A 22,960-nucleotide genomic window follows, 5' to 3' on the forward strand; every position below is an offset into this window, starting at 1 on the left:
CCTCAGGAGTAGATCTGCTCGAGGGAGATGCCACGCTCCTTGGCGGTCTCCTTGTGGGTGCGCAGCTCTTGCAGGGCCACCATGGCGGCACGGGCGTTGTTGAGCGGCGTCTTGGAGCCCAGGCGCTTGGCCAGCACATTCTTGATGCCGGCGAGTTCCAGCACCGTGCGGATCGAGCCGCCTGCGATCACCCCGGTACCGGGAGCGGCGGGGCGGATCAGCACGCTGGCAGCGCCGTCGCGGCCGTTACTGAGGGTGGGGATCGAGCTGTGGCGGGTGAGGGGCACCTTGACCAGGTGCTTCTTGCCATCGGCAACGCCCTTGCGCACGGCACCGATCACGTCGCCGGCCTTGCCGACACCCACGCCCACCTGGCCGCGCTCGTTGCCGACCACAACGATGGCCCGGAAGCTCATCTTCTTGCCGCCCTTGACGGTCTTGGAGACCCGGCGGATCTGAACGACGCGCTCCTGCCATTCGGAGTCGCGCTCCTGGCCACGACGGTTGTCGCGACCCCGGCCGCCCTTGCGGTCGCCCCGGTTGTCACTGCGGCCGCCGCGGCGCTGTTCCTGCTGCTGGCCTTCGGCCGCGGCGGGAACATCGGCAGCGCCCGGGATGGCGTTGGATTGAACTTGATCGTTGGTTTCGGTCATGGTGAGAGCAGGGATCAGAACTGAAGGCCCGCTTCCCGGGCGGCGTCAGCCAGGGCCTTGACCCGGCCGTGGTACAGGTTGCCGCCGCGATCGAAGACCACCTGCTGGATGCCCTTGGCGAGGGCACGCTTGGCGACCAGCTGACCGACGACGACGGAAGCTTCGCAGGTGCCGGCGGCCGTGATGCTGGTACGAAGGTCTTTATCGAGGGTTGAAGCCGCACAGAGGGTGTTCTGGGCGGAGTCGTCGATGACCTGGGCGTAGATGTGATTGTTGGAGCGGAACACGGCCAGGCGCGGACGCTCGGCGGTGCCATTGAGATTGCGACGCAGACGGCGATGGCGCTTCTGGGTCTGCTGTTTGCGGGAGACGGTGGACATGGAAGTACGGGGTAACGACGCTCAGGCAGACCTCATTTCTTGCCGGTCTTACCGGCTTTGCGCAGGATGCGCTCGCCCTCGTATTTGATGCCCTTGCCCTTGTAGGGCTCCGGCGGACGAATGGCGCGCACCTTGGCGGCTTCGTTGCCCACCACTTCCTTGTCAGCACCGGAGACCAGCACGGTGGTGTTGTTCTCCACGGTGAAGCTGATGCCGTCGGGGGGCACCATCTCGACCTGGTGGCTGTAGCCGGCGCTCACCACCAGCTTCTTGCCCTGAAGGGCGGCGCGGTAGCCCACGCCGACGATCTCGAGCTTGCGGGTGAAGCCCTGGCTGACCCCTTCCACCATGTTGGCGACGAGGGTGCGGCTGAGGCCATGGCGCTCACGGGAGCGGCGGCTCTCGTTGACGGGACTCACCAGAAGAGTGTTGCCGTCCTGGGCGATGCTGACGCCCTCCGGCAGGGTGCGGCTCAGTTCTCCCTTAGGACCCTTCACGGTCACGGTGAGCCCCTCAAGGCTCACGGCGACTTTGTCGGGAACGGGGATGGGCGCTTTACCAATACGTGACATGAATCGAACTCCCGGATCAGTAGACGTAGCAGAGCACTTCGCCGCCGACGCCCTGCTTGCGGGCGTCACGGTCGCTCATCACACCCTTGGAGGTGGAGATGATCGCCACACCCAGGCCGCCCAGCACCTTGGGAAGCTGGCGGGTGTTCTTGTAGATGCGCAGGCCGGGCTTGCTCACCCGCTGCACGGAGCGGATCGTGGGCTGGCGGTGCTTACCGCTGTACTTGAGTTCGAGCACGAGATGGCTCTCAACGCCTTCACCCGCTTCGGAGATCTCGGCGATGAAACCTTCCTGCTGCAGCACCTTGGCGATGCTGCGCGCCATGCGGGAGGCGGGAATCTTGGTGCTTTGGTGACGCTTCTCACTCGCATTGCGAATGCGGGTGAGCATGTCGGAAATCGGGTCGTGATTGGCCATGGTCGTGTCCGGAAGAGGGCTCAGTTGCTACGGAACGGCATCCCCATCTCGCGGAGGAGGGCCCGGCCCTCTTCGTCGTTACGGGCGGTAGTCACGATCGTGACGTCCATGCCCCGGATGGCGTCGATCTTGTCGTAGGAAATTTCGGGGAAGATGATCTGTTCCCGGATCCCCAGGGTGTAATTCCCCCGGCCGTCGAAACTCTTGGGGCTGACGCCGCGGAAGTCGCGAATCCGGGGAAGGGCCAGGTTCAACAGACGCTCAAGGAAGGCGTACATGCGCTCACCCCGGAGGGTGACGGCCACGCCGATCGGCATGCCCTGACGGATCTTGAAGCCGGCGATGGCCTTCTTGGCGCGAGTCACCACCACCTTCTGACCGGTGATCGTGGCCAGCTCGGCGATCGAGGCCTCCAGGGCCTTGGCGTTCTGGGCGGCTTCACCGAGGCCCCGGTTGACGGTGACTTTCACCACCTTGGGAACTTCGTGAATGTTGGACAGGTTCAGATCCTTGAGCAGCTTGGGCTGGATCGTCTCCCGGTAGCGCTGTTTGAGTGACATGACGGGGGGAGGGGAATGCACTTCTGGTCGGGGTCAGAAGGCGGAAGGGATCGGGAAGATGGAGTGGAGTGTGAAGCGTTAGCTGTAAAGGCTTCCAGCCAGAGGTGTGGCCTTGGCTGCAGGCGGCGCAGGTCAGTCGAGAACTTCGCCGGTCTTCTTGAGGCGGCGCTTTTTGGTGCCGTCGGGCTCCACCACGATTTCAACGCGGCTAGCCACCTTTTTGTCGGTGGAATAGAGCATCACGTTGGAGGCATGCAGCGAAGCTTCCTCGGTGATGATGCGGCCGGTTTCGCCCTCCTGGGTGGGCTTGACGTGGCGGGTGCGCAGGTTGATGCCTTGCACGATGACGCGGTTCTCGATCGGCAGGGTGCGCAGCACCTCGCCGGTCTTGCCCTTGTCCTTGCCGGAGATCACCTGCACGGTGTCGCCCTTCTTGATGCGCATCTTGATGCGCGTCTGGGGCTTGACTTTGGGGGTGGCAGTGGCCATCTCAGATCACCTCCGGAGCGAGGGACACGATCTTGGTGAAGTTCCGCTCCCGCAGTTCGCGGGCCACGGGGCCAAACACGCGGGTTCCCTTGGGATTGTTGTCAGTCCCCAGGATCACGGCTGCGTTGTCGTCGAAGCGGATGGCGTTGCCGGTTTCGCGGCGCAGGGTGGCGCGGGTGCGAACCACCACGGCCTTGACGACATCCGACTTCTTGACGCCCATGTTGGGCATGGCGTCCTTGACGGCGGCAACGATCACATCACCCACGTGGGCGTAGCGACGGTTGGTGCCCAGCACACGGATGCACTGGATGCGCTTGGCGCCGCTGTTATCAGCGACGTTGAGGAAAGTTTCCTGTTGAATCATCGGGATGTCCTGCTCAGTTGCTGCCGGGGGCCGGGGCGGCACCGGTGGTGGACAGGACCTCGGCCACCATCCAGCGCTTGGTGCGGCTGAGAGGGCGGGTTTCGGTGATGCGGACCCGATCGCCGACGCGGCAGGCGTTGCCTTCGTCGTGAGCTTTGTAGCGGGTGGTGCGGCTGACCGTCTTTTGATAGATGGGATGGGGGAAGCGGTTTTCCACCGCGACCACCACCGTTTTATCCATCTTGTCGCTGACGACGGTGCCGACCCGTTCCTTGAGTGCCATGGGAATGGGGGAGGAAATCAGGAGGCGCTGGAGCGCTGACGCTCGCTCTGCACCGTGAGCAGGTGAGCCAGCTTGATGCGGGCTTCCTTGAAGCGATGCGGATGTTCCAGGCGGCGGGTGGCCTGCTGGAAACGCAGATCAAACAGGGAACGCCGGGTGGCGTCGATCTGTTCGGTGATCTCGCCCTCGGTGAGCTTGCGCACCTCGGCGATGTCGGGAAGGGCCATGATCAGGACTCCACTGCGATGGCGGCCTGGTCTTGGTCTGCAGGTTCCTGATCGGCCAGGCTCAGAAACTTGGTTTTGACGGGCAGTTTGTACTGCGCCAGCCGCATGGCCTCCCGGGCAATGGTTTCGGTGATCTCAGGACCACCCATCTCAAAGAGGATGCGGCCGGGTTTGATCACCGCCACCCAGAATTCCGGGTTGCCTTTACCGGAACCCATCCGGGTTTCAGCGGGGCGCATGGTGACCGGTTTGTCGGGGAAGATCCGGATCCAGATCTTGCCGCCCCGCTTGACGTAGCGGGTCATCGCTCGGCGGCTGGCTTCGATCTGGCGGGAGGTGATCCAGCCACATTCCTGGGCCTGCAGGGCGAATTGCCCGAAAGCGATGGTGTTGCCGCGGGTGGCGGTGCCGCGCATGCGGCCCCGCTGCTGTTTGCGGAATTTGACGCGTCGTGGACTCAGCATGGTTCAGGCCTCCTGATCACTCTTGGTTCGAACGGTCTTCGAACTGTTGGGGCCGACGGCTGGCCCGGCGCTTCGGGGCTGCCCCCACGGGGAGCTTCTCCTGCTGGCCCGGAAGCACTTCGCCCTTGAACACCCACACCTTGATGCCAAGCACGCCGTAGGTGGTGGTGGCCACCTTGGTGGCGTAGTCGATGTCGGCACGCAGGGTGTGCAGGGGCACACGACCTTCACGGGTCCATTCCGTCCGGGCGATCTCGGCGCCGTTGAGGCGTCCGCTCACCTGGATCTTCAGGCCCAGCACGCCGGCGCGCTGGGCGCGCTGGACAGCCATGCGCATCACGCGGCGGAACGCGACACGCTTCTCCAGCTGCTGGGCGATGTATTCAGCCAGCAGAAAGGCGTCGGCATCGACCCGCTCGACTTCGACCACGTTGATGCGGACCTGACGGCTCGTATCTCCGAGGGTCTTCTGGATGCCGCTGCGCAGATCCTCGATACCGCTTCCCTGGCGGCCAACCAGCACGCCGGGGCGTGCGGTCTTGAGTTCCACTTCGAGCTGGTCGGCCTTGCGCGAGATCAGCACATCGCTGATGCCGGCAGAGCCGTATTTCTTGTGGATGAACTTGCGGATGCGGTCGTCCTCCTGCAGGAGGGTGGGATAGGTACGACTGGGGGCGTACCAGCGGGACCGGTGCTCCTGGGTGATCCCCAGGCGCAGTCCGGTTGGATGGATCTTGTGTCCCATCGTTCGGTGTCCTCGGGGGTCAGGTGGTGGGAGCAGCCACAGCAATGCTGATGTGGCAGGTCTGTTTCTTGATCGCGTAGGCGCGACCCTGGGCGCGGGGCCGGAAGCGCTTCATGGAGGGACCCATGTCGGCGCTGGCCTGGCAGACCACCAGGGTGGCCGGATCGAGACCGAGATTGTGCTCGGCATTCGCCACCGCGGAGCGCAGCACCTTGGTGATCGGGCCGGTGGAGCGGTAAGGCATGAACTCGAGCATGATCAGCGCCTCGCGGTAGGTGCGGCCGCGGATCTGATCGAGCACCCGGCGGACCTTGGAGACGGAACCGCGGATGTAGCGGCCGTGAGCCAGGGCTGGGCTGTTGGGGGTGATGTTGGCCATGGCGTCAGCGACCTCCTTTCTTGTCCTTGATGTGGCCCCGGAAGGTGCGGGTGGGGGCGAATTCCCCCAGCTTGTGACCGACCATCTGCTCGGTCACGTAGACCGGCACATGGCTCTTGCCGTTGTGAACGGCAATGGTGTGGCCGATCATCATCGGCAGGATGGTGGAAGCGCGTGACCAGGTCTTGATCACGGACTTGTCGTCGGCGGCGTTCTGCTTTTCGACCTTCCGCAGAAGGCTGTCTGCAATGAACGGACCTTTCTTGAGTGAACGTCCCATAGCGGTTTAAGCGGAGAGCAAAGCGGTGGGTTACATCAGGAATCGCGTCCGCCACGGCTCCGCTTGGAGGTGCGGCGACGTTTCCGGAGCACAAACCGATTGCTGGGTTTGTTCCGCTTACGGGTTTTGAGGCCCAGGGCCGGTTTGCCCCAGGGGGTGACAGGGCCGGAGCGGCCGATCGGGGCACGGCCCTCACCACCACCATGGGGGTGGTCGCAGGGGTTCATGACCGAGCCACGCACCTCAGGACGACGACCGAGCCAGCGCTTGCGGCCGGCCTTGCCGAGGCTGGTGTTGCGCATCTCGGAGTTGCCGACCTCGCCGAGGGTGGCGTAGCACTCGCGCCGCACCAGGCGCACCTCAGTGGACGGCAGCTTCAGGGCGACATAGTCGCCTTCCTTGGCCACCACCTGGGCGCTGGCACCGGCGGTGCGCACCATCTGGCCGCCACGACCGGCGTACAACTCGACGTTGTGGACGTTTGAGCCCAGCGGGATCGACGACAGGGGCAGGGCGTTGCCGGTCTCGATCGGGGACTCGGGTCCGGAGACCACCTGCTGACCGATCTGGATGCCGGCCGGCGCCAGGATGTAGCGCTTCTCACCATCGGTGTAGAAGAGCAGCGCCAGACGGGCGTTGCGGTGGGGGTCGTAGTGGATCGCCGCCACTTTCGCCACCACGCCGTGCTTGTCGCGACGGAAGTCGACGAGGCGATAGAGACGTTTGTGACCGCCGCCGCGGTGGCGGCAGGTGATCACACCGCGGTTGTTGCGGCCCTTGCGGCGGTGCTTGGCCACCACCAGACCCCGCTCACGGCCGCGACCGGTGACTTCAGCGAAGTCGGTCGCGACGCGGGTACGGGTGCCGGGAGAGGTGGGACGGTAATTACGGATTGCCATGGTGTTTCAGACCCCTCAGGACTCAGGGAACAGCTGGATGGCATTGCCTTCGGCCAGGCGCACCACCGCTTTCTTCACCTGGGCGCGCTTGCCGGCGAATCGGCCCACCCGCCGGGTGCGGCGTGGTGGATTCATCGTGCTCACACCCACCACCTTGACGTCGAACAGGGATTCGACCGCCGCCTTGATGTCGGGCTTGGCGGCGCGGTGATCCACCTCAAAGGTGTACTGATTCAGCTCGAGGGCCCGGGTGGCCTTCTCGGTGATCAGCGGCCGGCGGATCACATCCGCGAGCCGGCCTGCAAATCGTTCAGCCATCGCCGTAGACCTCCTGAATCTTCTCGAGTGCTTCCTCGCCAACCACCAATTTCTTGGCATTGAGCAGATCGAACACGTTGAGCTGATCAGCGGCGATCAGCTTCACTTTTTCGAGGTTGCGCACCGACAGGCGCACCGCCTCGTTGGCTCCATCCAGCACCAGCAGCACCTTCTGGCCAGCCTCGATGCCGAGACGGCCCAGGGCGGCGGTGACCTCACGGGTCTTGGGGGCCTCAAGCTCGGCACCGAAGCCCTTCACCACGATGAGGTCATCGAGACGGCTCATCAGGGCGGTACGCAGGGCCAGGCGACGTTCCTTGCGGTTCATCGCCAGGTTGTAGCTGCGCGGCTTGGGGCCGAAAATCACACCACCGCCGGGGCGGAGGGGTGTACGGATCGAACCCTGACGGGCGCGGCCGGTGCCCTTCTGCTTGTAGGGCTTGCGGCCACCACCGGCCACTTCGGCCCGGGTCAGGGTGCTGGCCGTGCCCTGCCGGGCATGGGCCAGTTGCCGCACGACGGCGCGATGCACCAGATCGGCGGCGGACGTTTCCTTGGCGACTTTGAGCTCAAGTGAAGCCTTGCCGGCTTCCTTGCCCTGCCAATCGCGAACAACACATTCAGCCATGGTTCTCCTCCTCAGGTCGCGGCCTTGGCGCCCACCCGTTTGGCCGGGCGGATGTTGAGCAGGGCGCCGGGCTTGCCGGGCACCGAACCCTTGACCACCAGCAGGTTGCGCTCGGCATCCACCTTGAGGATGGTGAGGCCACGGGTGGTGATCTGTTTGCCGCCGTAGCGGCCTGCCATGCGCTTGCCGGGGTAGACACGGCCCGGCGTGGTGCCGGCACCGGTGGAGCCGGGTTCGCGGTGGTTCTTGGAACCGTGGGTCATGGGGCCGCGGCTGAAGCCGTGGCGCTTCTGATAGCCGGAGAAGCCACGACCCATGGTGTCGCCACTCACATCGACCTTCTGGCCCGCCTCGAAATCGGAGACGGTGATGGGGTTGCCCAACTCAAGACCGTCGAGGTTGTCGACTCGGTATTCGCGCAGGTGGCGAACGGGTTGGTCACCGGATTTGATCTGGTGGCCCTTGGCGGGCTTGTTGACGAGCTTCTCGCGAATCTCGCCGAAACCGACCTGCACGGCGGTGTAACCGTCGGTGCCGTCGCTTTTGAGTTGGGTGATGCGGCAGGGACCAGCCTCGATCACGGTGACCGGGATGGATCTGCCCTCTTCGTCGAAGAACTGGGACATGCCCAGTTTCTTCCCAAGAATGCCGATGGACATAGGAAGGGGAACGACGCCAGCAGGACCACCGCAGCCCCCGTGCCGCAAGGCACCGGTGAAGCGGTGAAGCTGAATTCGGGATGTCGCAGAAACGGCCGGAGGCCGGGGCTAGCGAAGCGAATCAGCGGGCTGGGACTTGCGGCGGGAGTGGTCCGGCTCCGAACAGAGCCGCTCCTGTCAGCAGTTTCCCGGCGGATCGCACAGCGAGAATCGCTGCTAAAGCCGCACTGGCCGGGAAGCTCACCTCCACGGGCGAGCTTTGTGCAGAGTTCTGGAGGCCCGGCTAGCGGACGGGCACAGATCTGCAGCACAAGAAATCAATGTAGCATTTGGTTGAGATGACCCTGTTGAGCTCTGCCTGGATCTGGCACAGCGGCCTCCCGGATCCTCTGCCGCTTGCCTCCAGGGCTGTCAGACTGGTGCCTGCCACCGTTCCTCCCGCTCCGATGCCCCTGCTGCTCACCGGCCGCGGTTTCCGACAGGACCTGGAGAACGCCGGCGCCCTGGCCTTGTTCGTGCCCCTGGAAGGTGGTTCCGAAACCCGCTTGCTCCGGCGTCTGCGGGCGGCGGGATACCGGGCTCAGCTCACCACGGCCCGCGGCCTCGGAGATCCCGAGGCCTACCTCTTCCAACTGCATGGTGTGCGCCCGCCCCATCTCGGTCACCAGAGCGTTGGCCGCGGCGCGGCGGTTGGCGAGGTGCAGCGGGTGATGCCCCAGCTGGGAAGCCTGCTGGAAGGCGAGGCACCCATCCTGCTCTGGTTGCTGGAGGGGGCCGTGCTCTCCAAGGCCGAACTGGCTTCCCTGGTGGCGCTCAGCCGGCGCGAGCCGCGCTTCAAGGTCGTGGTGGAGATGGGCGGTGCCAGGTCGTTGCGCTGGCAGCCCCTGGCCGAGCTGGCGGATGGCTGAGCTCCAGCCATCTTCCCTGCGGGGCTGAGGGTGCGGCTGGACCCCCTGGCCCATCCTGATCGTGCCCTGGCCGGCGGGTACTGGGTCAAGTGGATCGGCGGTGCCAGCAATCAGGATCTCGGCGCCCTTGAGGATCTGGCAGGCATCTACACCCTCGCCGGGGTGCATTGCCTGGATCTGGCGGCGGATGCCGCCGTGGTGTCGGCCGCACGGCGGGGAATCGCCTGGGCCCGTGAGCGCGGTGCCGCGCAGCCCTGGCTGATGGTGAGTCTCAGTGATGGGAACGATCCCCATTTCCGCAAGGCCTGGTTCGATCCGGCGCGCTGTCCTGCGGACTGCCCGCGGCCCTGCGAACGCGTCTGTCCTGCCCTCGCCATCGGCTCCTCCGGCGGCGTCATCGCCAGCCGCTGTTATGGCTGTGGCCGTTGCCTGCCGGCCTGTCCGCTTGGGCTGATCGAGGAGAGGGCTCAATCGGTGGAGGGTGCCCTGGTGCCCGCCTTGCTCGCCCAGCTGCAACCCGATGCCGTGGAGATTCACACCCAGGCCGGCCGCGGAGAGGCGTTTCGGCAGCGTCTGGCCGAGGTGCAGCGCAGTGGTGTGCCCCTGCGGCGCCTGGCGGTGAGCTGTGGCCTGGAGCGGGGTGCAGGCGTGCTCAGCGGGGCAGCGGGCGCGGGGGACTCACCACCTCCTGCGCCGCCTGGGCCCGAGCCATTGGCGGCTGAGCTCTGGCAGCGCCATGCGGCGCTGCGGTCCTGCGGTTTTCGGCCTCTCTGGCAGCTGGATGGCCGTCCGATGAGCGGGGATGTGGGCGCTGGCACCGCCCATGTCGCCGTGCGCCTGCTCGAAGACCTGACCCCCCTCGCTCCTCCCGGGCCGTTGCAGCTGGCCGGCGGCACGAATGGCGGCACCCTGCCGCGACTGGAGGCCCTGGGTCGGCGCCTGGGCCGCCGCCGCGCTGGCGCCGCCGGTGTGGCCTTCGGCAGTGTGGCCCGCCGTCTGCTGCAACCGCTGCTGCAGGAGGCGGCCAGCCGGCAGCGACCGCTGCTGGGGGAGGGCGATCTCTGGCCACAGGCCCTGACACTTGCCGACGCGCTGGTGCGTCCCTGGTTGTTGCCAGCCCTCTGATCCGCAGATCCGCCGGCGGACGCCGGACCGGAACCGCTGGCTAGAACGGGCATCGAGGTCTGCCGTCCGTCCCTACCAGCCGGCCTCCCTGCCCAAGTGGCCGATCCGACCCTGCTCCGGCGCACCACCGACGATCTTGACCGGTTGCTGGAGGTGCTGCCGCCGGTGGTCCAGGAATCCCTGCTGGCGATCGAGGGCCATGAGCAGCTCCTGGAAGTGGTGCTCGATCTGGGTCGGGTGCCTGAGGCCCGCTATCCCGGCCGGGCGCTGGACCTGGGCAGCCGGGCGATCAGCCGCGGCGATCTGGCGGCCGTGCTGGACAAGCTCGGCCCCTTCGGTGGCGACAACCGGGCCGGCATCGAGCGCACCCTGCACCGCATCAGCGCTATCCGCAACCGCAGTGGCGATGTGGTGGGGCTCACCTGCCGGGTGGGCCGCGCCGTCTTCGGCACCGTGGCGATGGTGCGGGATCTGCTCGATTCTGGAGAGTCGTTGCTGTTGATGGGCCGGCCCGGCGTGGGCAAGACCACCGCCCTGCGGGAGATTGCCCGGGTGCTGGCCGATGAGCTGGCCAAGCGGGTGGTGGTGATCGACACCAGTAACGAGATCGCCGGTGACGGCGACATCCCCCATCCCGCCATCGGTCGGGCGCGGCGCATGCAGGTGGCCCGGCCGGAACTGCAGCACCAGGTGATGATCGAGGCGGTGGAAAACCACATGCCGGAGGTCATCGTGATCGATGAGATCGGCACCGAACTCGAGGCCCAGGCCGCCCGCACCATCGCCGAGCGGGGTGTGATGCTCGTGGCCACCGCCCACGGCAACGCCCTGGCCAACCTGATCAAGAACCCCACCCTTTCCGACCTGGTGGGGGGAATCCAGTCGGTGACACTCGGCGACGAGGAGGCCCGCCGCCGCCGCAGCCAGAAGACGGTGCTGGAGCGGGCGGCGGAGCCCACCTTCCCCCAGGCGGTGGAGATGCACAGCCGCAGCCGCTGGCTGATCCACCGGGATGTGGCCGGCACGGTGGATCTGATGCTGCGGGGCCAGAGCGCCCGCCCCCAGATCCGTGAGCTGGGCAGTGATGGACAGGTGCACTGGCAGGAGTCAGCCCCCGCGCCAGCCCGGGGACCCGTGGCGCCCCATCGTCCGAAGGCAGCGGCTCTTGCTCCGGTGCCGCTGCCCGATCCCCGCCAACCGGTTCTGCATCGTCGCTCTGCGGCCGTCTCGCCGAACCCCGACGAGTTTGCTGACCCGGAATCGGAGCTCGACCCGCAGTCGGTGGCGCGGGTACAGGCGCCGTTGCGGCTGCTGCCGATCGGCATCAGCCGCCACCTGCTGGAGCAATTGCAGCGCAGCCGCCGCTGGACGCTGCAGCTGGTGGAGGGCCCCGAGCAGGCCGATGTGGTGCTGAGCGTGCGTCAGCAGCTCGGCCGCGATCCGGAGGGACGCCGTGAGGCCCAGCGACTGGGGCTGCCGATCCTGGTGATCAAGTCCGACACCCTCGCCCAGGTGCAGCGTGGTGTCGAGCGCCTGCTGGAGCGCCACCGGCGCGGCCCGCTTCACGCGCCGGTCGGTGAGGTGCAAGGGCCACGATCGAGGCTGGGGCACGGCAGCGCCGCTCACGACGATGCCCTGGCGGCCCTGGAGGAATGCCGCCTGGCGGTGGAGCAGGTGGTGCTTCCCCATGGCCGCCCCGTGGAGCTGTTGCCCCGCAGCGAGACGGTGCGGCAGATGCAGGTCGAGCTGGTGGGTCGCTATCGCCTGCGCAGCGCTGTGTTCGGCCGCGGCCTGGAGCAGCGGTTGCGGGTGTTCCCGGCTTGATCGGAGTGCGGCCTGGCCGGGTGCTGCTGCCGGGAGATTGACGAAGGACCGGGCGCTGTGGGTAACTATCTGAGCACCGGCTCAAGGCCGGAGCCGACCGACGATTGCCGCTCCGGAGCCCCTGCTCCCGAACTGCCTCGCTCGAGCGCTTTGGGCCGTCGCCAAGTGGTAAGGCAGCGGGTTTTGGTCCCGCCATTCCTAGGTTCGAATCCTAGCGGCCCAGTTTTTTCAGCCTGTTGTGGCGATTTCGCCTTCCCCGACCCCGTTACTCGTCTTCGATTTCGACGGCGTGCTGGTGGATGGCATGGCCGAGTACTGGTGGTCATCCCGCCGGGCCGCCCTGCGGCTGGATCCTTCTCTCTGTCTTCCTGAGCAGGCCCCTGCCGGCTTTCTGCAGCTGCGGCCTCTGATCCACAAGGGCTGGGAGATGGTGCTGGTGGCCGCCGAGCTCGGCCGTCCGGACCTGGATCTGGCAGCCTTGCTTCAGGACTATGCCGCGTCTCTGGCGCCGACCCTTGAGCGGCGGGGCTGGAGGGCGCCGCAACTGCAGCAGGCGCTCGAACAGGTCCGCAGCGAGGCGATTGCCAACGATCGGCAGGCCTGGCTGGCTCTGCATCGTTTCTACCCCGGGGTGCCGGAGCGGTTGCGCCGGCTGGCATTGGAGGGGGCTGACTGGGCCGTGCTCACCACCAAGGGCGGGGCGTTCGCCGCCGAGCTGCTGGCCGCTGCCGCTCTCGAACCCCGCGCCGTCTACGGCCATGAACAGGGCAGCAAGCCGGATGTGCTGCTGCGCCTGAGGGCTGAGGTGGCCTCGATCGGATTTCTGGAGGATCGGCGTCCAACCCTGGAACAGGTGCGAGCCACGCCCGGTCTTGAGGCGGTGGTCTGCCTGTTGGTGAGCTGGGGCTATCTCGGCCCCGACGACGCCTGCGCACTGCCCCAGGGCATCGACCTGCTGACCCCGGAGTCCTTCGCCGCACCGCTGGCGCGCTGGCCCGGATTCGCTACAGTACGCCCGTACTAGACTGGAGGCTGGGCTTGGGCGTGTTGGCGCAGTGGTTGGAGTTGTGCAGTGGGTGCAGCGATCGCGGTGTCGCTGACGCATCGGCCGTGATACACCGGCCGTTTCAGGTGGCACTGATGGTGTGGAGCCGACTCTGTCGTTCTAGCTCTGCCACTGCCCTTGGTTCTGGCACTGCCCCTGGCGTTGCTTCTGCCACTGCCGCGGCGTCTGCCGCTGTCATCGTCTCTGGATCCGCGACTGTCTGTCTGGGTCACTGTGTGTACCCGCCACGCTCTCTGATGCTCGCCTTGCCCTGGCGCTGACCCTGCTCCTGGCGTTGCCGCCTTCTCTGTCGCACGTTGTGCGGCGCCCCGTCTCCGTTCCGATCGCACCGGCCTGTTCTCGCCGCTTTTTCCATGACCCCTGACTCCAAGGCCGTGTCCGCCGCCTCCCGCAGCCTCGAGGCCCGCTCCGCCAGCGAGCGTGACAAGGCGCTGGGCCTGGTGCTGAACCAGATCGAGCGCAACTTCGGCAAGGGCTCGATCATGCGACTGGGCGACGCCTCCCGCATGCGGGTGGAAACCGTCTCCACCGGCGCCCTGACCCTGGATCTGGCTCTGGGGGGCGGCTATCCCAAGGGCCGGGTGGTGGAGGTCTATGGCCCTGAAAGTTCCGGCAAGACCACCCTCACGCTCCATGCCATCGCCGAGGTGCAACGCCGCGGTGGCGTTGCGGCCTTCGTTGATGCCGAGCATGCGCTCGACCCGGTCTACGCCGCGGCCCTCGGAGTGGATATCGAGAACCTGCTGGTCTCCCAGCCGGATACCGGTGAGATGGCCCTGGAGATCGTCGACCAGCTGGTGCGCTCAGCCGCCGTCGACATCGTCGTGATCGATTCGGTGGCGGCGTTGACGCCCCGGGCCGAAATTGAGGGAGAGATGGGCGATCTGGCGGTGGGCAGCCAGGCCCGCCTGATGAGTCAGGCGATGCGCAAGATCACCGGCAACATCGGCAAGTCCGGCTGCACGGTGATCTTCCTCAACCAGCTGCGGCAAAAGATCGGTGTCACCTATGGCAATCCCGAAACCACCACCGGTGGGAATGCGCTGAAGTTCTACGCCTCGGTGCGGCTCGACATCCGCCGGATCCAGACGCTCAAGCGCGGCACCGAGGAATACGGCATTCGCGCCAAGGTGAAGGTGGCCAAGAACAAGGTGGCTCCACCCTTCCGCATCGCCGAGTTCGACATCCTGTTCGGCCGGGGCATCAGCACCCTCGGTTGCCTGCTGGATCTGGCCGAGGAAATCGGGGTGGTGACGCGTAAGGGATCCTGGTACAGCTACGAGGGCGACAACATCGGCCAGGGCCGTGATAACACCATCATCTGGCTGGAGCAGAACCCCGAGCAGAAGGAGCGGATCGAGGCGATCACCCGCCAGAAACTCACGGAAGGATCGGAGGTGACGGCCAACTCGTTGCGGCCCCTGGCGGCGGCAGCCAAGCTGAGCGCTGACCTGTCCGATGATCCGGCCCGCGCCCTGGTCGAGGATCTTGGCGCTGCACCGCTTGAGTTGAATGCTCCTGCGGCGGCCGGGTCCCCTGCAGGTGCCACGGCTGGAACCCGATCTTCCTCGCGCAGCACAGCTCCTGCGGCCACCGGCGGCTGACGCGCCGGGGCGCCAGGGGCCACCTGGCCAGCCTTACCTTCAGCCGTTGCGATTCAGGCGGCCGTTTCGATCGGCTCGCTGGCGGCCCGCGAGCCGCGATGACGAGGACCGCCGGACTTCAGAACGGAGTGAATCGGAGTGGGCTCAGGCTGCTGCAGGATCTGGGTGACGCGCTGCAGCTCCTGAATGGCTTCGGCACCTTCCAGCTTCACCAGTTCGTGCCCGTCGCGGGATTCGACCCAGGTGATGCCGAAGTCAGACACGAGAAAACGCACTGTGTGGTTGTCGCCCAGGTCGGCCACGAACGAGGCTCCATGACCATCCCTGCCATCGCCACACACGTAGCAGGTGGCGACACAGCCCCGGTCCTGGAGGCTGCGGGCTAGCGCCTGCAGGCTCATCACCAGGTCGTGGACGAGGGTCCGGTATTGCTCAGCCAGACGCGGGAACATGACGGGCCAGCGGGTCGGTGGCGCAATCCTAATGTTTTCTTCAGTTTTTCGCGGGCGCCGTCGGTTTTGATCAGCGTCCGCTGGCAATCGCTGCTGTCGCTCAGGTCGCTCCTGCCTGCTGGGCTCCGCTTCTGCCGCGCAGGAGTCAGCCGTCCGCCAGGGTCCACCAGCCTGCGGCGGGGCCGATGAAGCGCACCGTGACCCAGAACAACACCAGCGCGCCGATGCCGAACCAGGCCCCACGGGTGGTGATCTCCACGAAGCGGTTGGCCTGATCCTTGCTCAACGGCAGCCACGGCGCGATGCGCTCCGACTTCGTGCCGCTGCCTGCGGATGGCTTGGGCCCCCGCGGTGGCAGGCCCTGGGTGGAACGACGCTTGGCTTCCCCCATCCGCGCAGCAGTGGCAACTGCCGGCAACGCTAGTTGGGCAGCAGGCGGCTCAGGCTCGCCCATGGTTCCAGGGCCCGCAGCACCGTGGCCCCCCAGCTGCGGCTGCGCAAGCGTCCGTCCAACACGGCCAGGCGTCCGCCGCCGCGGCGCAGGCCTGCCACGGAGCGTTGCAGCCGGTTCACGGCCTCGGGCAGGAGCAGCTCCCGGAACCAGTCGAGCCCCTGCTGACGCAGGGCGGTGACCCGGGCGGCGGTGAGGGGATCCTCCAGGCTGGCGATCGGCAAGGTGGCCGCCAGGATCTGACCCGGTAGCGGCAGCCGCTCCTGCTGCTCCAGCCACCAGCTCCAGCGGGCGCAGAGAATCCCATTCGCATCGGGAGTGGTGGATTCGTGTTCCACCCGACGGCCGAATTCCGCCGCCATCGCACTGGCCAGGCTGAGCCGCAGGCCTTCGTCGTCGCAGAGGATCACGCTCAGCCGAGCCTGCCCCAGCACCAGCCGGCGACTCTGCTCCAGCAGGTGCTGGGCGAAGACGGGGCTATTGGGCAGCGGTTGGCGCAGGGGTGCGAACAGCGGCAGCGGATCGGCCAGGGGAGGATCCCCCAGGTCGACCACCACCTCGGGCGTCAGGCCGAGGACGGCCTCGGGGGCTGCGCCATGCGCCTGGGTGCTCCGGCGGACAGCAATCGGGCTGGCCAGCTGGCCCAGCAGCACGGCTCCACGCCCCCTGAGCAGGCCCGCCAGGGCATGCAGGGGCTCCAGGGGCTGGCGGTGCAGGGTCCACTGCAACAGCCGCATGTCCACCTCGGCCCAGCTGCTCCAGCCATCTCCCCCCTGCTCCAGCCACTGGTCCCAGGGGGGCGGCAGGGGGCCGAGCAGGGCGAGCAGCTGGCGCAGCGGTGCTTCCTCCTCTGGGGCGATGGCCACCAGGCCGCTGGGCTGACGCGGCGGTTCCAGAACCCGCCGGCTCAACCGGTCGTGCAGGGCCATCAGGCTGGTTTCGGCCGCCGGCTGGCTGCGCAGCAACCGGTTCCAGTCATCGGCAGTGATCCGCACCGCCAGCGAACGACGCAGCTTCGGCTCGAGGGTTTCGGCTTCCGGGATCACCAGCTGGTGCTCCCCCAGCTGGCCATTCCGCCAGGCCTCCATCAGCTCGGCGTGGTCCAGCAGCCAGATCCGATGGGGTGGGCAAGGGCCAGACCCTTCCCAGAGGGGGAGGGCAAGGTTCACGGCCCGCAGCCGCGGCAACTCCATCTGCAGGAGACGCTGGCGTAGATCCTGGCTCAGCACCAGAGCCAGGGGGGCGTCGCTGAGGGCCAGCGGCACCAGCAGGCTGATCCACCAGTCGGGGCCGGTGCCGGGGGTGAGCCGGATCAGGGTGTGATCGCTTCGCCGCAGGCTGCGGGCCACGAGCCGGCTGAGGCTGAGGTGATGCGGCCACTCGGCTGCTCCCTCCTGGCGCAGCAGGGCTTTCAGCTGTTGATGGGCCAGGGCTTCCAGCATGGGCGAATCGTAGGAAGCTGGTCCGACCCGGCTGCAGCGACGATGACCAACCCCGCCGAGCCCCGGCCTGCCTGGCGCCATGGCCCGGTGGGTGTGGTGGGTCTCGGGTTGATCGGCGGATCGCTCGGCCTCGACCTGCAGACGGCCGGAGCCGAGGTGCGGGCCCTGGTGCGCCGTGAGGCCACCGCCACCAGGGCCCGAGACCGGGGGTTGGCTTCGGTGGTGAGCACCGATCCCTCGGTCTTGGCAGGCTGCGATCTGGTGGTGCTGGCGCTGCCCCTGGATCAGCTGCTGGCGCCGCCGCCAGCCCTGCTGCAGGCTCTGCCCCCCGAGGCGGTGCTGACCGATGTGGGCTCGGTCAAGGGGCCGCTGCTGCCGGTGTGGTCGGCGGCGTTGCGGCGGCTGGGCGGGGAGCGGCAGGCCCGCCGCTTCGTGCCCAGCCATCCCATGGCCGGCACCGCCGAGGCCGGCGTGGAGGCCGGCGTGTGCGACCTGTTCGTCGCCCGTCCCTGGGTGGTCACCCCTGCTGACGACACCGACCCCGAGGCGCTCGCCCTGGTGGCTGACCTGGCTGCGACCCTCGGAGCCCGCTGGGTGTGCTGCGACGCCAGGGCCCACGACGCCGCGGTGGCCCTGATCTCCCATCTGCCGGTGCTGGTGAGTGCGGCACTCCTCCAGACCGCTGACCGGAGCAGTGCTGGCGAGGGCCAGCCAGCATCGAGCCCGTCATCCCAGAGCCAGTCTTCGTTCATGAGTTCGCTGCCGAGCCTGGTGCGGACCCTGGCTTCCAGCGGCTTCGCCGACACCACCCGGGTGGGGGGCGGCAACCCCGAGCTGGGCACTCTGATGGCCCGTGGCAACCGGGAGGCGGTTCTGCAGGCTCTGGCCGGTTACCGCCACAGCCTTGATCAGCTCGAGCAGCTGGTGCGCCGGGAAGACTGGGCGGAGCTGCAGCAGCTGCTGACCGCCTGCCGCGACTTGCGCCCCCAGTTCCTCTGACCCGTTCGGTTCAGATCCGCAGGGGCTCGCCGCGCTCCGCCAGCAGCTGGCGGCAGAGCATCAGCGAGGAGAGGGTCACGCCGGCGGTACCCTCGCCGGGATGGATGGAATCGCCGCCGAGCCAGAACCCTGGCACTGGTGTGCGGCTGGCCAGCCCGAAGGGCCCGAAGCGGCTGGGGTGCTGGCCCAGCCCCCCCACATAGCCCCAGGGCCGTCCGGTCCAGCCGGCGAAGCCGCGGGGTGTGGCCAGTTCCCGGTGCAGCCAGTCGGCCGATCCGATCCCGAGCAGCTGCTCCAGGCCGGCCGCCATGGCGGTGCCGGCCTGGGCTTTGCGCGCCTGGTACTCGGCATCGTTCAGGCCGAACCAGGGGCGGGCCGGCGTGAACACGCTGGCGATCACGGTGGCCTGCCCCTGGGGCGCCCGTCCATCGCCCTCCTGGCTCACCGACACGAACAGTGGGCCCGGGACTGGCCAGTCGAGCTGGAGGTGGCTGGGGGTGTGGGGCGGCAGCACCGAGCGCGGCACGGCTCCATAGAGCACCAGGGCGCCGGAGGGGTCGTGCAGGTGCTGCAGGCGCTGCCGGTAGCCCGCTGGTAGCGCCTCGCCCAGCAGCTCGCTCAGGCACTGGGGGGGCAGGGTGCAGACCACCGCCTCACAGGCCAGGGCAAAGGGGGTGTTGCCGCCTTTCTCTCCCCGCACGATCCAGCTGCCATCGCGGCGCTCCAGCTGACGCGCCCGGTGCCGCAGTCGCAGGCGGCCGCCCCAGCGGGCCAGGCTGTCCTCCAGCGCCCGGCTGAGCTCCTGCATCGAACCCTCGAGGTGCCAGAGCCCCTGTGGCTCCTGCGCCACGGCCAGCGCGGTGGCGCCGTAGAGGGCGGCGGTGCGATCGGCTGGTTCCTGGGAGTAGAGCTTCAGTTGCAGGTCGAGGTAGCGCCGCAGGCGCTGGTCGTGGCTGCAGCCGCAGAGGGCCAGCAGATCGGCCACCGTGGCGCCCGTGGCCAGTGCACTGATCAGGGTGGCTGGCCGCAGGGCGCCGCAGAGCTGGCCCAGATCCCAGAGCGAGCGCGGTGGCAGCACCGGATCCCGCAGCGCGAAGGCCCAGTTGGTGCGATGCAGCCAGGCGCAGAGTTGCCAGAACCGTTCGCTGCCGGGGAACTGGCTCTGCCGTTCCGCTTGCCAGCGCAGCGGATCGCGCCAGAGCTGCACCGGCGGCTGGCTGTCGTGGAGATCCACCACGCAGGCCGGATCCAGCGGTGTGGCCGCCGGCGGGGTCTGGTGCAGATGGGCGAACAGCCGCGCGTGAATGCCACCTGCCTCCAGGCCGGCCACCTGGGTGGCGCCCACATCAAACACGTAGGGGCCGCGCCTGAAGGTGCCGGCGCAGCCGCCGCTCTGGTGGTGGGCCTCGAGCAGATCCACCTTGAGGCCGGCGCGGGCCAGCAGGGCCGCCGCCGTGAGGCCGGCGATTCCGGCCCCCAGCACCGCCACTGGGCCGTGGGCCTCGGTGCCGTCAGATCCCGTGCCCTGCGACTGCGTGCCGTGCGCCTCCGTCATCCCGGCATGCTGGCAGCGTTCCCTTGGCCGGTGCGAGCCATGCTCCCGTCCCAGCTGGGTCTCTGGGCCCGGGATCACTGCGGTGAGGCGCCGGCCTCGGTGGAGCCGGTCGGCGGAGGCTGCACGGGCCGCGCCTGGCGCCTGCGGTTTTCCGCACACCACAGCCTGTTCGCCAAGAGCCTGAAGCCAGCCGATCTGCCGCTGCTGCAGGCCGAGGCCGATGGGTTAGGCGCCCTGGCTGCCGCGGCACCCCCTGAGCTGGCGGTGCCCCAGCCCGTGTTTGTGGGGCTGGTGGCAGAGGCTGCCCTGCTGGTGACCGACTGGCTGCCCTTTTGTCCTTCGGGCGGCAGCCAGGCGACCGCCAACAGCTCAGCCAGTCAGCGTGGCGATGCTGCAGCACGGCGCCAGCTGGGTTGGCAGCAGCTGGGCCGTTCCCTGGCTCTGTTGCACCGGCGCAGCCTGGATGGCGTCGATGCCCGCTACGGCTGGCCGCAGGACAACTGGATCGGGGCCGCCCCCCAGGTCAACGGCTGGTGCGACAGCTGGGTGGAGTTCTTCCGAGACCGTCGCCTGCTTCCCCAGCTGGAGTGGGTCGCACGCGGCGGCGCGCCGCTGCGCCAGGCGACCACTCTGCTGGAGCGTCTGCCCCAGTGGCTGGAAGGGCACCAGCCTGAGCCCGTGCTGGTGCACGGCGACCTCTGGGGCGGCAATGCCGCCCTGCTCGACGACGGTCGGGGCGCGATCTTTGATCCTGCCGTGTATCGCGGAGATCGGGAAGTGGATCTGGCAATGGCCCGCCTCTTCGGTGGTTTCCCACCGGCCTTCTTTGCCGGCTACGAGGCCGCGTGGCCCCTCTCCCCGGGGCATCGGGAGCGGGTGGAGCTCTACAACCTCTACCACCTGCTCAACCACGCCAATCTCTTTGGTGGCTCCTACCGGCAACAGGCCCAGGCGAGCCTGGATGGCCTGCTGCGGCTGGGCTGAATCCTGCTGTCAGGCCGCCCCACGAACCAACCACCCAGCCCATGATGGCCGCTCAGCCGAGGTATTCCTTGCGAAGGGCCTGGATCTGGGCGAGCACGGCGTTGCGCTTCTCGCTGGTGGTCAGGTTCTGCCAGCTCCACTGGCCCACCACGACAAGGCCAAGCAGCTCCAGAAGCCCGGGAACCACCGGCAGCAGATTGATGGTGTCCAGCACCCCCTTGATCAGGATCTGCGCCACGATCACGGCCAGGAACACACCGGTGCCCTTGGCGATCCGACCCATCAAGGACCAGTCCACCTGGTCGAGAGTGGTGTTCACCTTGGTCAGGATGTCGCCGTAGCGCTCGGCGAAATTCACGGTGGCGTCGCCCACACCGGAGCCGAACGGGCTGCTCGAGGTGCTGGTCTCGCCTGCGTCGCTGCCGGCTTCCTTCAGGTCGGGCTCATTCAAGGTGGTGGTATCGCTCATGAATGGAGCCGCACAATTTGAAACGATCGAGGGCCAAGGTATCGGTGTGAGCTCCATTTGGCCAGCGCGGATCGGCTTCCGTCGGCGGGGGCTGACCTGCCTGGATGCCCTGCTGGCCGCCGCCAGCCCTGCGGAAGGCTGTGCCCTGCTGCTGGGCTGCCGCCGGGAGACCCATTGGCAGGTGGAGCGGGTCTGGCCCTGTCTGAATGGGTGGCAGCCGATGGGGGAGCGGAGCCGCCGCTTCGCGATCGATCCGCGTGAGCAGCTGCTGGCCCAGAAGTGGGGACGGGCCCGTGCACTGACGGTTCTGGGGGCGGCCCACAGCCATCCCGCCAGTGCCCCCCTGCCCTCGGTCACCGACCGGCGCCTCGCCTTTCCCCCTGCCCTGCTGGTGATCGCGGGCCCGCCTGGCGGCGATGGCGACTCTCGCGGCAGCACCCGTGCAGACCTGCCCCGCACGGGCTGGGTGCTGCGCTGCTGGTGGCTGACCGAGGAGGACACCCAGCCGTTGCCGCTGGCGTGGAAAATGGTGGATTGACCGGTCGCGCTTCTCCGATGCTTCCTCCCGACACCACCGGGGTGCAGCTCAGCCCCGACGAGGTGGCCCGCTTCGCCCGCCACCTGATCCTGCCGGAGGTGGGCATGGAGGGGCAGAAGCGTCTCAAGGCCTCCTCGGTGCTGTGTGTGGGCACCGGCGGACTGGGTTCGCCGCTGCTGCTGTATCTGGCCGCCGCGGGCGTGGGCCGGATCGGCATCGTCGATTTCGACGTGGTGGATCACTCCAACCTCCAGCGGCAGGTGATCCACGGCACCAGCTGGGTGGGCAAGCCCAAGATCGAATCCGCCAAGGCCCGGATCCTGGAGATCAATCCCCACTGCCGGGTGGATCTCTACGAGACCGCCCTGACCAGTGAGAACGCTCTGGCGATCATCGAGCCCTACGACATCGTCTGCGACGGCACCGATAACTTCCCCACCCGCTATCTCGTCAACGACGCCTGCGTGCTGCTGGGCAAGCCCAACGTCTACGGCTCGATCTTCCGCTTCGAAGGCCAGGCCACGGTGTTCAACCTCGATGCCGAAAGCCCCAACTACCGCGATCTGTTCCCCGAGCCGCCGCCGCCGGGCATGGTGCCCTCCTGCGCCGAGGGCGGCGTGGTGGGCGTGCTGCCCGGCATCATCGGCGTGATCCAGGCCACCGAGGCGGTGAAGATCATCACCGGCATCGGCACTACCCTCAGCGGCCGCCTGCTGCTGTTCGATGCCCTGGGCATGAAGTTCCGCGAGCTGAAGCTGCGGCCCAACCCGGAGCGGCCGGTGATCAACGAACTGATTGATTACCAGGAGTTCTGCGGCGTGGGCGGCAGCGCCCCCGGCCAGGAGGAGGCGGGCAGTGTGCCCAGCATCACCGTCGCCGAGCTCAAGACGATCATCGACGGCGAGCTGGAGGACATCCTGCTGGTCGATGTGCGCAATCCCCCTGAGGCCGACATTGCCGTGATCCCTGGTGCCCTGCTGGTGCCGCTCGATCGGATTGAGAGTGGCGAGGCGATTGACGATGTGCGCCGGCTGGCTCAGGGCAAGAAGCTCTACGTGCACTGCAAACTCGGCGGCCGCAGTGCCAAGGCCCTGATTGCCCTGGGCCGTCATGGGATTGAGGGCACCAACGTGGCCGGCGGCATCGACGCCTGGAGCCAGGAGGTGGATCCATCGGTGCCCCGTTACTGAGGCGGTGGCTGCGGGTCCGCTTCGCGGGCCCG

31 protein-coding genes and 1 tRNA gene are annotated in these 22,960 nt (G+C 67.7%); 10 read left to right on the forward strand and 22 right to left on the reverse strand.

Annotated elements, in window-relative coordinates; translation table 11 throughout:
• Nucleotides 1-2 precede the first annotated feature (2 nt).
• The 17 genes from rpsE to rplC form a co-directional block, all read right to left on the reverse strand.
• Nucleotides 3-653, reverse strand: coding sequence for a 30S ribosomal protein S5 (gene rpsE, locus H8F24_RS08285; protein WP_197157056.1), 651 nt, complete (start codon nt 651-653; stop codon nt 3-5).
• A 14-nt stretch (nt 654-667) separates the two neighbouring features.
• A complete protein-coding gene (gene rplR, locus H8F24_RS08290) occupies nt 668-1,033 on the reverse strand; it encodes a 50S ribosomal protein L18 (RefSeq protein ID WP_197171719.1) in 366 nt (121 codons plus the stop codon).
• Nucleotides 1,034-1,065: 32 nt separating this feature from the next.
• Nucleotides 1,066-1,605 carry a 50S ribosomal protein L6 gene (gene rplF, locus H8F24_RS08295; protein WP_197157052.1) on the reverse strand — a complete coding sequence of 180 codons (540 nt, stop codon included), beginning with the start codon at nt 1,603-1,605 and terminating at the stop codon, nt 1,066-1,068.
• A 16-nt stretch (nt 1,606-1,621) separates the two neighbouring features.
• Complete coding sequence (gene rpsH, locus H8F24_RS08300; protein ID WP_197157050.1) at nt 1,622-2,023, reverse strand: 30S ribosomal protein S8; 402 nt, start codon at nt 2,021-2,023, stop codon at nt 1,622-1,624.
• 20 nt (nt 2,024-2,043) lie between these two features.
• A complete protein-coding gene (gene rplE / locus H8F24_RS08305) occupies nt 2,044-2,583 on the reverse strand; it encodes a 50S ribosomal protein L5 (protein WP_197158908.1) in 540 nt (179 codons plus the stop codon).
• A 132-nt stretch (nt 2,584-2,715) separates the two neighbouring features.
• The gene (gene rplX / locus H8F24_RS08310; protein ID WP_197157049.1) at nt 2,716-3,072 is read right to left on the reverse strand and encodes a 50S ribosomal protein L24; all 357 of its coding nucleotides are present in this window, start codon (nt 3,070-3,072) and stop codon (nt 2,716-2,718) included.
• A 1-nt stretch (nt 3,073) separates the two neighbouring features.
• A complete protein-coding gene (gene rplN / locus H8F24_RS08315) occupies nt 3,074-3,439 on the reverse strand; it encodes a 50S ribosomal protein L14 (protein WP_197158907.1) in 366 nt (121 codons plus the stop codon).
• 13 nt (nt 3,440-3,452) lie between these two features.
• Nucleotides 3,453-3,722 carry a 30S ribosomal protein S17 gene (gene rpsQ / locus H8F24_RS08320; protein WP_197157047.1) on the reverse strand — a complete coding sequence of 90 codons (270 nt, stop codon included), beginning with the start codon at nt 3,720-3,722 and terminating at the stop codon, nt 3,453-3,455.
• Between the two features lie 17 nt (nt 3,723-3,739).
• On the reverse strand, nt 3,740-3,949 hold the full coding sequence (gene rpmC, locus H8F24_RS08325; protein WP_197157045.1) for a 50S ribosomal protein L29: 210 nt from the start codon (nt 3,947-3,949) through the stop codon (nt 3,740-3,742).
• A gap of 2 nt (nt 3,950-3,951) precedes the next feature.
• Nucleotides 3,952-4,413, reverse strand: a complete 462-nt coding sequence (gene rplP, locus H8F24_RS08330) for a 50S ribosomal protein L16 (protein WP_197157043.1) — start codon at nt 4,411-4,413, stop codon at nt 3,952-3,954.
• A gap of 16 nt (nt 4,414-4,429) precedes the next feature.
• On the reverse strand, nt 4,430-5,158 hold the full coding sequence (gene rpsC, locus H8F24_RS08335; RefSeq protein ID WP_197157041.1) for a 30S ribosomal protein S3: 729 nt from the start codon (nt 5,156-5,158) through the stop codon (nt 4,430-4,432).
• A 19-nt stretch (nt 5,159-5,177) separates the two neighbouring features.
• Nucleotides 5,178-5,537 (reverse strand): 50S ribosomal protein L22, encoded by a 360-nt coding sequence (gene rplV / locus H8F24_RS08340; RefSeq protein WP_197157039.1) that lies wholly within the window; start codon nt 5,535-5,537, stop codon nt 5,178-5,180.
• Nucleotides 5,538-5,541: 4 nt separating this feature from the next.
• Nucleotides 5,542-5,817, reverse strand: coding sequence for a 30S ribosomal protein S19 (gene rpsS / locus H8F24_RS08345; protein WP_197157037.1), 276 nt, complete (start codon nt 5,815-5,817; stop codon nt 5,542-5,544).
• Between the two features lie 35 nt (nt 5,818-5,852).
• On the reverse strand, nt 5,853-6,716 hold the full coding sequence (gene rplB / locus H8F24_RS08350) for a 50S ribosomal protein L2 (RefSeq protein WP_197157035.1): 864 nt from the start codon (nt 6,714-6,716) through the stop codon (nt 5,853-5,855).
• 15 nt (nt 6,717-6,731) lie between these two features.
• Nucleotides 6,732-7,034, reverse strand: coding sequence for a 50S ribosomal protein L23 (locus H8F24_RS08355; protein ID WP_048018109.1), 303 nt, complete (start codon nt 7,032-7,034; stop codon nt 6,732-6,734).
• Nucleotides 7,027-7,662 (reverse strand): 50S ribosomal protein L4, encoded by a 636-nt coding sequence (gene rplD / locus H8F24_RS08360; RefSeq protein ID WP_197157032.1) that lies wholly within the window; start codon nt 7,660-7,662, stop codon nt 7,027-7,029. The genes H8F24_RS08355 and rplD overlap by 8 nt, the downstream gene beginning before the upstream one ends.
• A gap of 11 nt (nt 7,663-7,673) precedes the next feature.
• A complete protein-coding gene (gene rplC, locus H8F24_RS08365) occupies nt 7,674-8,321 on the reverse strand; it encodes a 50S ribosomal protein L3 (RefSeq protein WP_197157030.1) in 648 nt (215 codons plus the stop codon).
• 446 nt (nt 8,322-8,767) lie between these two features.
• Between rplC and H8F24_RS08370 the strand changes: the two genes are divergently transcribed.
• The 6 genes from H8F24_RS08370 to recA all read left to right on the forward strand — a co-directional run bounded on the left by H8F24_RS08370 (nt 8,768) and on the right by recA (nt 14,848).
• Nucleotides 8,768-9,229: an NAD(P)H-quinone oxidoreductase subunit N gene (locus H8F24_RS08370; protein WP_197158906.1), complete on the forward strand. Its 462-nt coding sequence runs from the start codon at nt 8,768-8,770 to the stop codon at nt 9,227-9,229.
• Nucleotides 9,230-9,265: 36 nt separating this feature from the next.
• On the forward strand, nt 9,266-10,354 hold the full coding sequence (locus tag H8F24_RS08375) for an LdpA C-terminal domain-containing domain (protein WP_370594820.1): 1,089 nt from the start codon (nt 9,266-9,268) through the stop codon (nt 10,352-10,354).
• Nucleotides 10,355-10,450: 96 nt separating this feature from the next.
• Nucleotides 10,451-12,178, forward strand: coding sequence for an AAA family ATPase (locus H8F24_RS08380; RefSeq protein WP_231598187.1), 1,728 nt, complete (start codon nt 10,451-10,453; stop codon nt 12,176-12,178).
• Nucleotides 12,179-12,329: 151 nt separating this feature from the next.
• Nucleotides 12,330-12,401: transfer RNA gene (locus H8F24_RS08385), tRNA-Gln, on the forward strand.
• Between the two features lie 81 nt (nt 12,402-12,482).
• Nucleotides 12,483-13,202 (forward strand): HAD family hydrolase, encoded by a 720-nt coding sequence (locus tag H8F24_RS08390; protein ID WP_197172158.1) that lies wholly within the window; start codon nt 12,483-12,485, stop codon nt 13,200-13,202.
• Nucleotides 13,203-13,597: 395 nt separating this feature from the next.
• Nucleotides 13,598-14,848: a recombinase RecA gene (recA, locus tag H8F24_RS08395; RefSeq protein WP_231598188.1), complete on the forward strand. Its 1,251-nt coding sequence runs from the start codon at nt 13,598-13,600 to the stop codon at nt 14,846-14,848.
• Between the two features lie 53 nt (nt 14,849-14,901).
• Here the strand turns inward: recA and H8F24_RS08400 are convergent, their stop codons facing one another.
• From H8F24_RS08400 to H8F24_RS08410, 3 genes are all read right to left on the reverse strand, one after another.
• Complete coding sequence (locus H8F24_RS08400; protein WP_197171721.1) at nt 14,902-15,300, reverse strand: DUF1815 family protein; 399 nt, start codon at nt 15,298-15,300, stop codon at nt 14,902-14,904.
• A 145-nt stretch (nt 15,301-15,445) separates the two neighbouring features.
• Nucleotides 15,446-15,691: a DUF2839 domain-containing protein gene (locus H8F24_RS08405; protein ID WP_197171723.1), complete on the reverse strand. Its 246-nt coding sequence runs from the start codon at nt 15,689-15,691 to the stop codon at nt 15,446-15,448.
• A gap of 29 nt (nt 15,692-15,720) precedes the next feature.
• A complete protein-coding gene (locus H8F24_RS08410; protein WP_197171725.1) occupies nt 15,721-17,193 on the reverse strand; it encodes a helicase in 1,473 nt (490 codons plus the stop codon).
• Between the two features lie 42 nt (nt 17,194-17,235).
• Here H8F24_RS08410 and H8F24_RS08415 point away from each other — a divergent pair, with 42 nt between their 5' ends.
• The gene (locus H8F24_RS08415; RefSeq protein WP_197171727.1) at nt 17,236-18,192 is read left to right on the forward strand and encodes a prephenate/arogenate dehydrogenase; all 957 of its coding nucleotides are present in this window, start codon (nt 17,236-17,238) and stop codon (nt 18,190-18,192) included.
• A gap of 10 nt (nt 18,193-18,202) precedes the next feature.
• Here the strand turns inward: H8F24_RS08415 and crtD are convergent, their stop codons facing one another.
• The gene (gene crtD / locus H8F24_RS08420) at nt 18,203-19,747 is read right to left on the reverse strand and encodes a C-3',4' desaturase CrtD (RefSeq protein ID WP_197171729.1); all 1,545 of its coding nucleotides are present in this window, start codon (nt 19,745-19,747) and stop codon (nt 18,203-18,205) included.
• A 39-nt stretch (nt 19,748-19,786) separates the two neighbouring features.
• Between crtD and H8F24_RS08425 the strand changes: the two genes are divergently transcribed.
• The gene (locus tag H8F24_RS08425; protein ID WP_197171731.1) at nt 19,787-20,731 is read left to right on the forward strand and encodes a fructosamine kinase family protein; all 945 of its coding nucleotides are present in this window, start codon (nt 19,787-19,789) and stop codon (nt 20,729-20,731) included.
• A 52-nt stretch (nt 20,732-20,783) separates the two neighbouring features.
• Here H8F24_RS08425 and H8F24_RS08430 read toward each other — a convergent pair whose 3' ends face one another.
• Nucleotides 20,784-21,200, reverse strand: a complete 417-nt coding sequence (locus H8F24_RS08430) for a CAAD domain-containing protein (RefSeq protein WP_197171732.1) — start codon at nt 21,198-21,200, stop codon at nt 20,784-20,786.
• Between the two features lie 46 nt (nt 21,201-21,246).
• On the opposite strand from H8F24_RS08430, the gene H8F24_RS08435 reads away from it, so the two are divergent.
• Together H8F24_RS08435 and moeB are read left to right on the forward strand one after the other, a co-directional pair.
• Nucleotides 21,247-21,738, forward strand: coding sequence for a M67 family metallopeptidase (locus H8F24_RS08435; protein WP_231598189.1), 492 nt, complete (start codon nt 21,247-21,249; stop codon nt 21,736-21,738).
• 17 nt (nt 21,739-21,755) lie between these two features.
• Nucleotides 21,756-22,928 carry a molybdopterin-synthase adenylyltransferase MoeB gene (gene moeB / locus H8F24_RS08440; protein WP_197171736.1) on the forward strand — a complete coding sequence of 391 codons (1,173 nt, stop codon included), beginning with the start codon at nt 21,756-21,758 and terminating at the stop codon, nt 22,926-22,928.
• Nucleotides 22,929-22,960 lie beyond the last annotated feature (32 nt).

This window comes from Synechococcus sp. CBW1002, assembly GCF_015840915.1.
GTDB lineage: Bacteria > Cyanobacteriota > Cyanobacteriia > PCC-6307 > Cyanobiaceae > CBW1002.

What these genes read in the sequence shown, in the direction of transcription:
- rpsE (WP_197157056.1), bottom strand. Translation starts at nt 653, where the DNA reads ATGACCGAAACCAACGATCAAGTTCAATCCAACGCCATCCCGGGCGCT.
- rplR (WP_197171719.1), bottom strand. Translation starts at nt 1,033, where the DNA reads ATGTCCACCGTCTCCCGCAAACAGCAGACCCAGAAGCGCCATCGCCGT.
- rplF (WP_197157052.1), bottom strand. Translation starts at nt 1,605, where the DNA reads ATGTCACGTATTGGTAAAGCGCCCATCCCCGTTCCCGACAAAGTCGCC.
- rpsH (WP_197157050.1), bottom strand. Translation starts at nt 2,023, where the DNA reads ATGGCCAATCACGACCCGATTTCCGACATGCTCACCCGCATTCGCAAT.
- rplE (WP_197158908.1), bottom strand. Translation starts at nt 2,583, where the DNA reads ATGTCACTCAAACAGCGCTACCGGGAGACGATCCAGCCCAAGCTGCTC.
- rplX (WP_197157049.1), bottom strand. Translation starts at nt 3,072, where the DNA reads ATGGCCACTGCCACCCCCAAAGTCAAGCCCCAGACGCGCATCAAGATG.
- rplN (WP_197158907.1), bottom strand. Translation starts at nt 3,439, where the DNA reads ATGATTCAACAGGAAACTTTCCTCAACGTCGCTGATAACAGCGGCGCC.
- rpsQ (WP_197157047.1), bottom strand. Translation starts at nt 3,722, where the DNA reads ATGGCACTCAAGGAACGGGTCGGCACCGTCGTCAGCGACAAGATGGAT.
- rpmC (WP_197157045.1), bottom strand. Translation starts at nt 3,949, where the DNA reads ATGGCCCTTCCCGACATCGCCGAGGTGCGCAAGCTCACCGAGGGCGAG.
- rplP (WP_197157043.1), bottom strand. Translation starts at nt 4,413, where the DNA reads ATGCTGAGTCCACGACGCGTCAAATTCCGCAAACAGCAGCGGGGCCGC.
- rpsC (WP_197157041.1), bottom strand. Translation starts at nt 5,158, where the DNA reads ATGGGACACAAGATCCATCCAACCGGACTGCGCCTGGGGATCACCCAG.
- rplV (WP_197157039.1), bottom strand. Translation starts at nt 5,537, where the DNA reads ATGGCCAACATCACCCCCAACAGCCCAGCCCTGGCTCACGGCCGCTAC.
- rpsS (WP_197157037.1), bottom strand. Translation starts at nt 5,817, where the DNA reads ATGGGACGTTCACTCAAGAAAGGTCCGTTCATTGCAGACAGCCTTCTG.
- rplB (WP_197157035.1), bottom strand. Translation starts at nt 6,716, where the DNA reads ATGGCAATCCGTAATTACCGTCCCACCTCTCCCGGCACCCGTACCCGC.
- H8F24_RS08355 (WP_048018109.1), bottom strand. Translation starts at nt 7,034, where the DNA reads ATGGCTGAACGATTTGCAGGCCGGCTCGCGGATGTGATCCGCCGGCCG.
- rplD (WP_197157032.1), bottom strand. Translation starts at nt 7,662, where the DNA reads ATGGCTGAATGTGTTGTTCGCGATTGGCAGGGCAAGGAAGCCGGCAAG.
- rplC (WP_197157030.1), bottom strand. Translation starts at nt 8,321, where the DNA reads ATGTCCATCGGCATTCTTGGGAAGAAACTGGGCATGTCCCAGTTCTTC.
- H8F24_RS08370 (WP_197158906.1), top strand. Translation starts at nt 8,768, where the DNA reads ATGCCCCTGCTGCTCACCGGCCGCGGTTTCCGACAGGACCTGGAGAAC.
- H8F24_RS08390 (WP_197172158.1), top strand. Translation starts at nt 12,483, where the DNA reads ATGGCCGAGTACTGGTGGTCATCCCGCCGGGCCGCCCTGCGGCTGGAT.
- recA (WP_231598188.1), top strand. Translation starts at nt 13,598, where the DNA reads ATGACCCCTGACTCCAAGGCCGTGTCCGCCGCCTCCCGCAGCCTCGAG.
- H8F24_RS08400 (WP_197171721.1), bottom strand. Translation starts at nt 15,300, where the DNA reads ATGTTCCCGCGTCTGGCTGAGCAATACCGGACCCTCGTCCACGACCTG.
- H8F24_RS08405 (WP_197171723.1), bottom strand. Translation starts at nt 15,691, where the DNA reads ATGGGGGAAGCCAAGCGTCGTTCCACCCAGGGCCTGCCACCGCGGGGG.
- H8F24_RS08410 (WP_197171725.1), bottom strand. Translation starts at nt 17,193, where the DNA reads ATGCTGGAAGCCCTGGCCCATCAACAGCTGAAAGCCCTGCTGCGCCAG.
- H8F24_RS08415 (WP_197171727.1), top strand. Translation starts at nt 17,236, where the DNA reads ATGACCAACCCCGCCGAGCCCCGGCCTGCCTGGCGCCATGGCCCGGTG.
- crtD (WP_197171729.1), bottom strand. Translation starts at nt 19,747, where the DNA reads ATGACGGAGGCGCACGGCACGCAGTCGCAGGGCACGGGATCTGACGGC.
- H8F24_RS08425 (WP_197171731.1), top strand. Translation starts at nt 19,787, where the DNA reads ATGCTCCCGTCCCAGCTGGGTCTCTGGGCCCGGGATCACTGCGGTGAG.
- H8F24_RS08430 (WP_197171732.1), bottom strand. Translation starts at nt 21,200, where the DNA reads ATGAGCGATACCACCACCTTGAATGAGCCCGACCTGAAGGAAGCCGGC.
- moeB (WP_197171736.1), top strand. Translation starts at nt 21,756, where the DNA reads ATGCTTCCTCCCGACACCACCGGGGTGCAGCTCAGCCCCGACGAGGTG.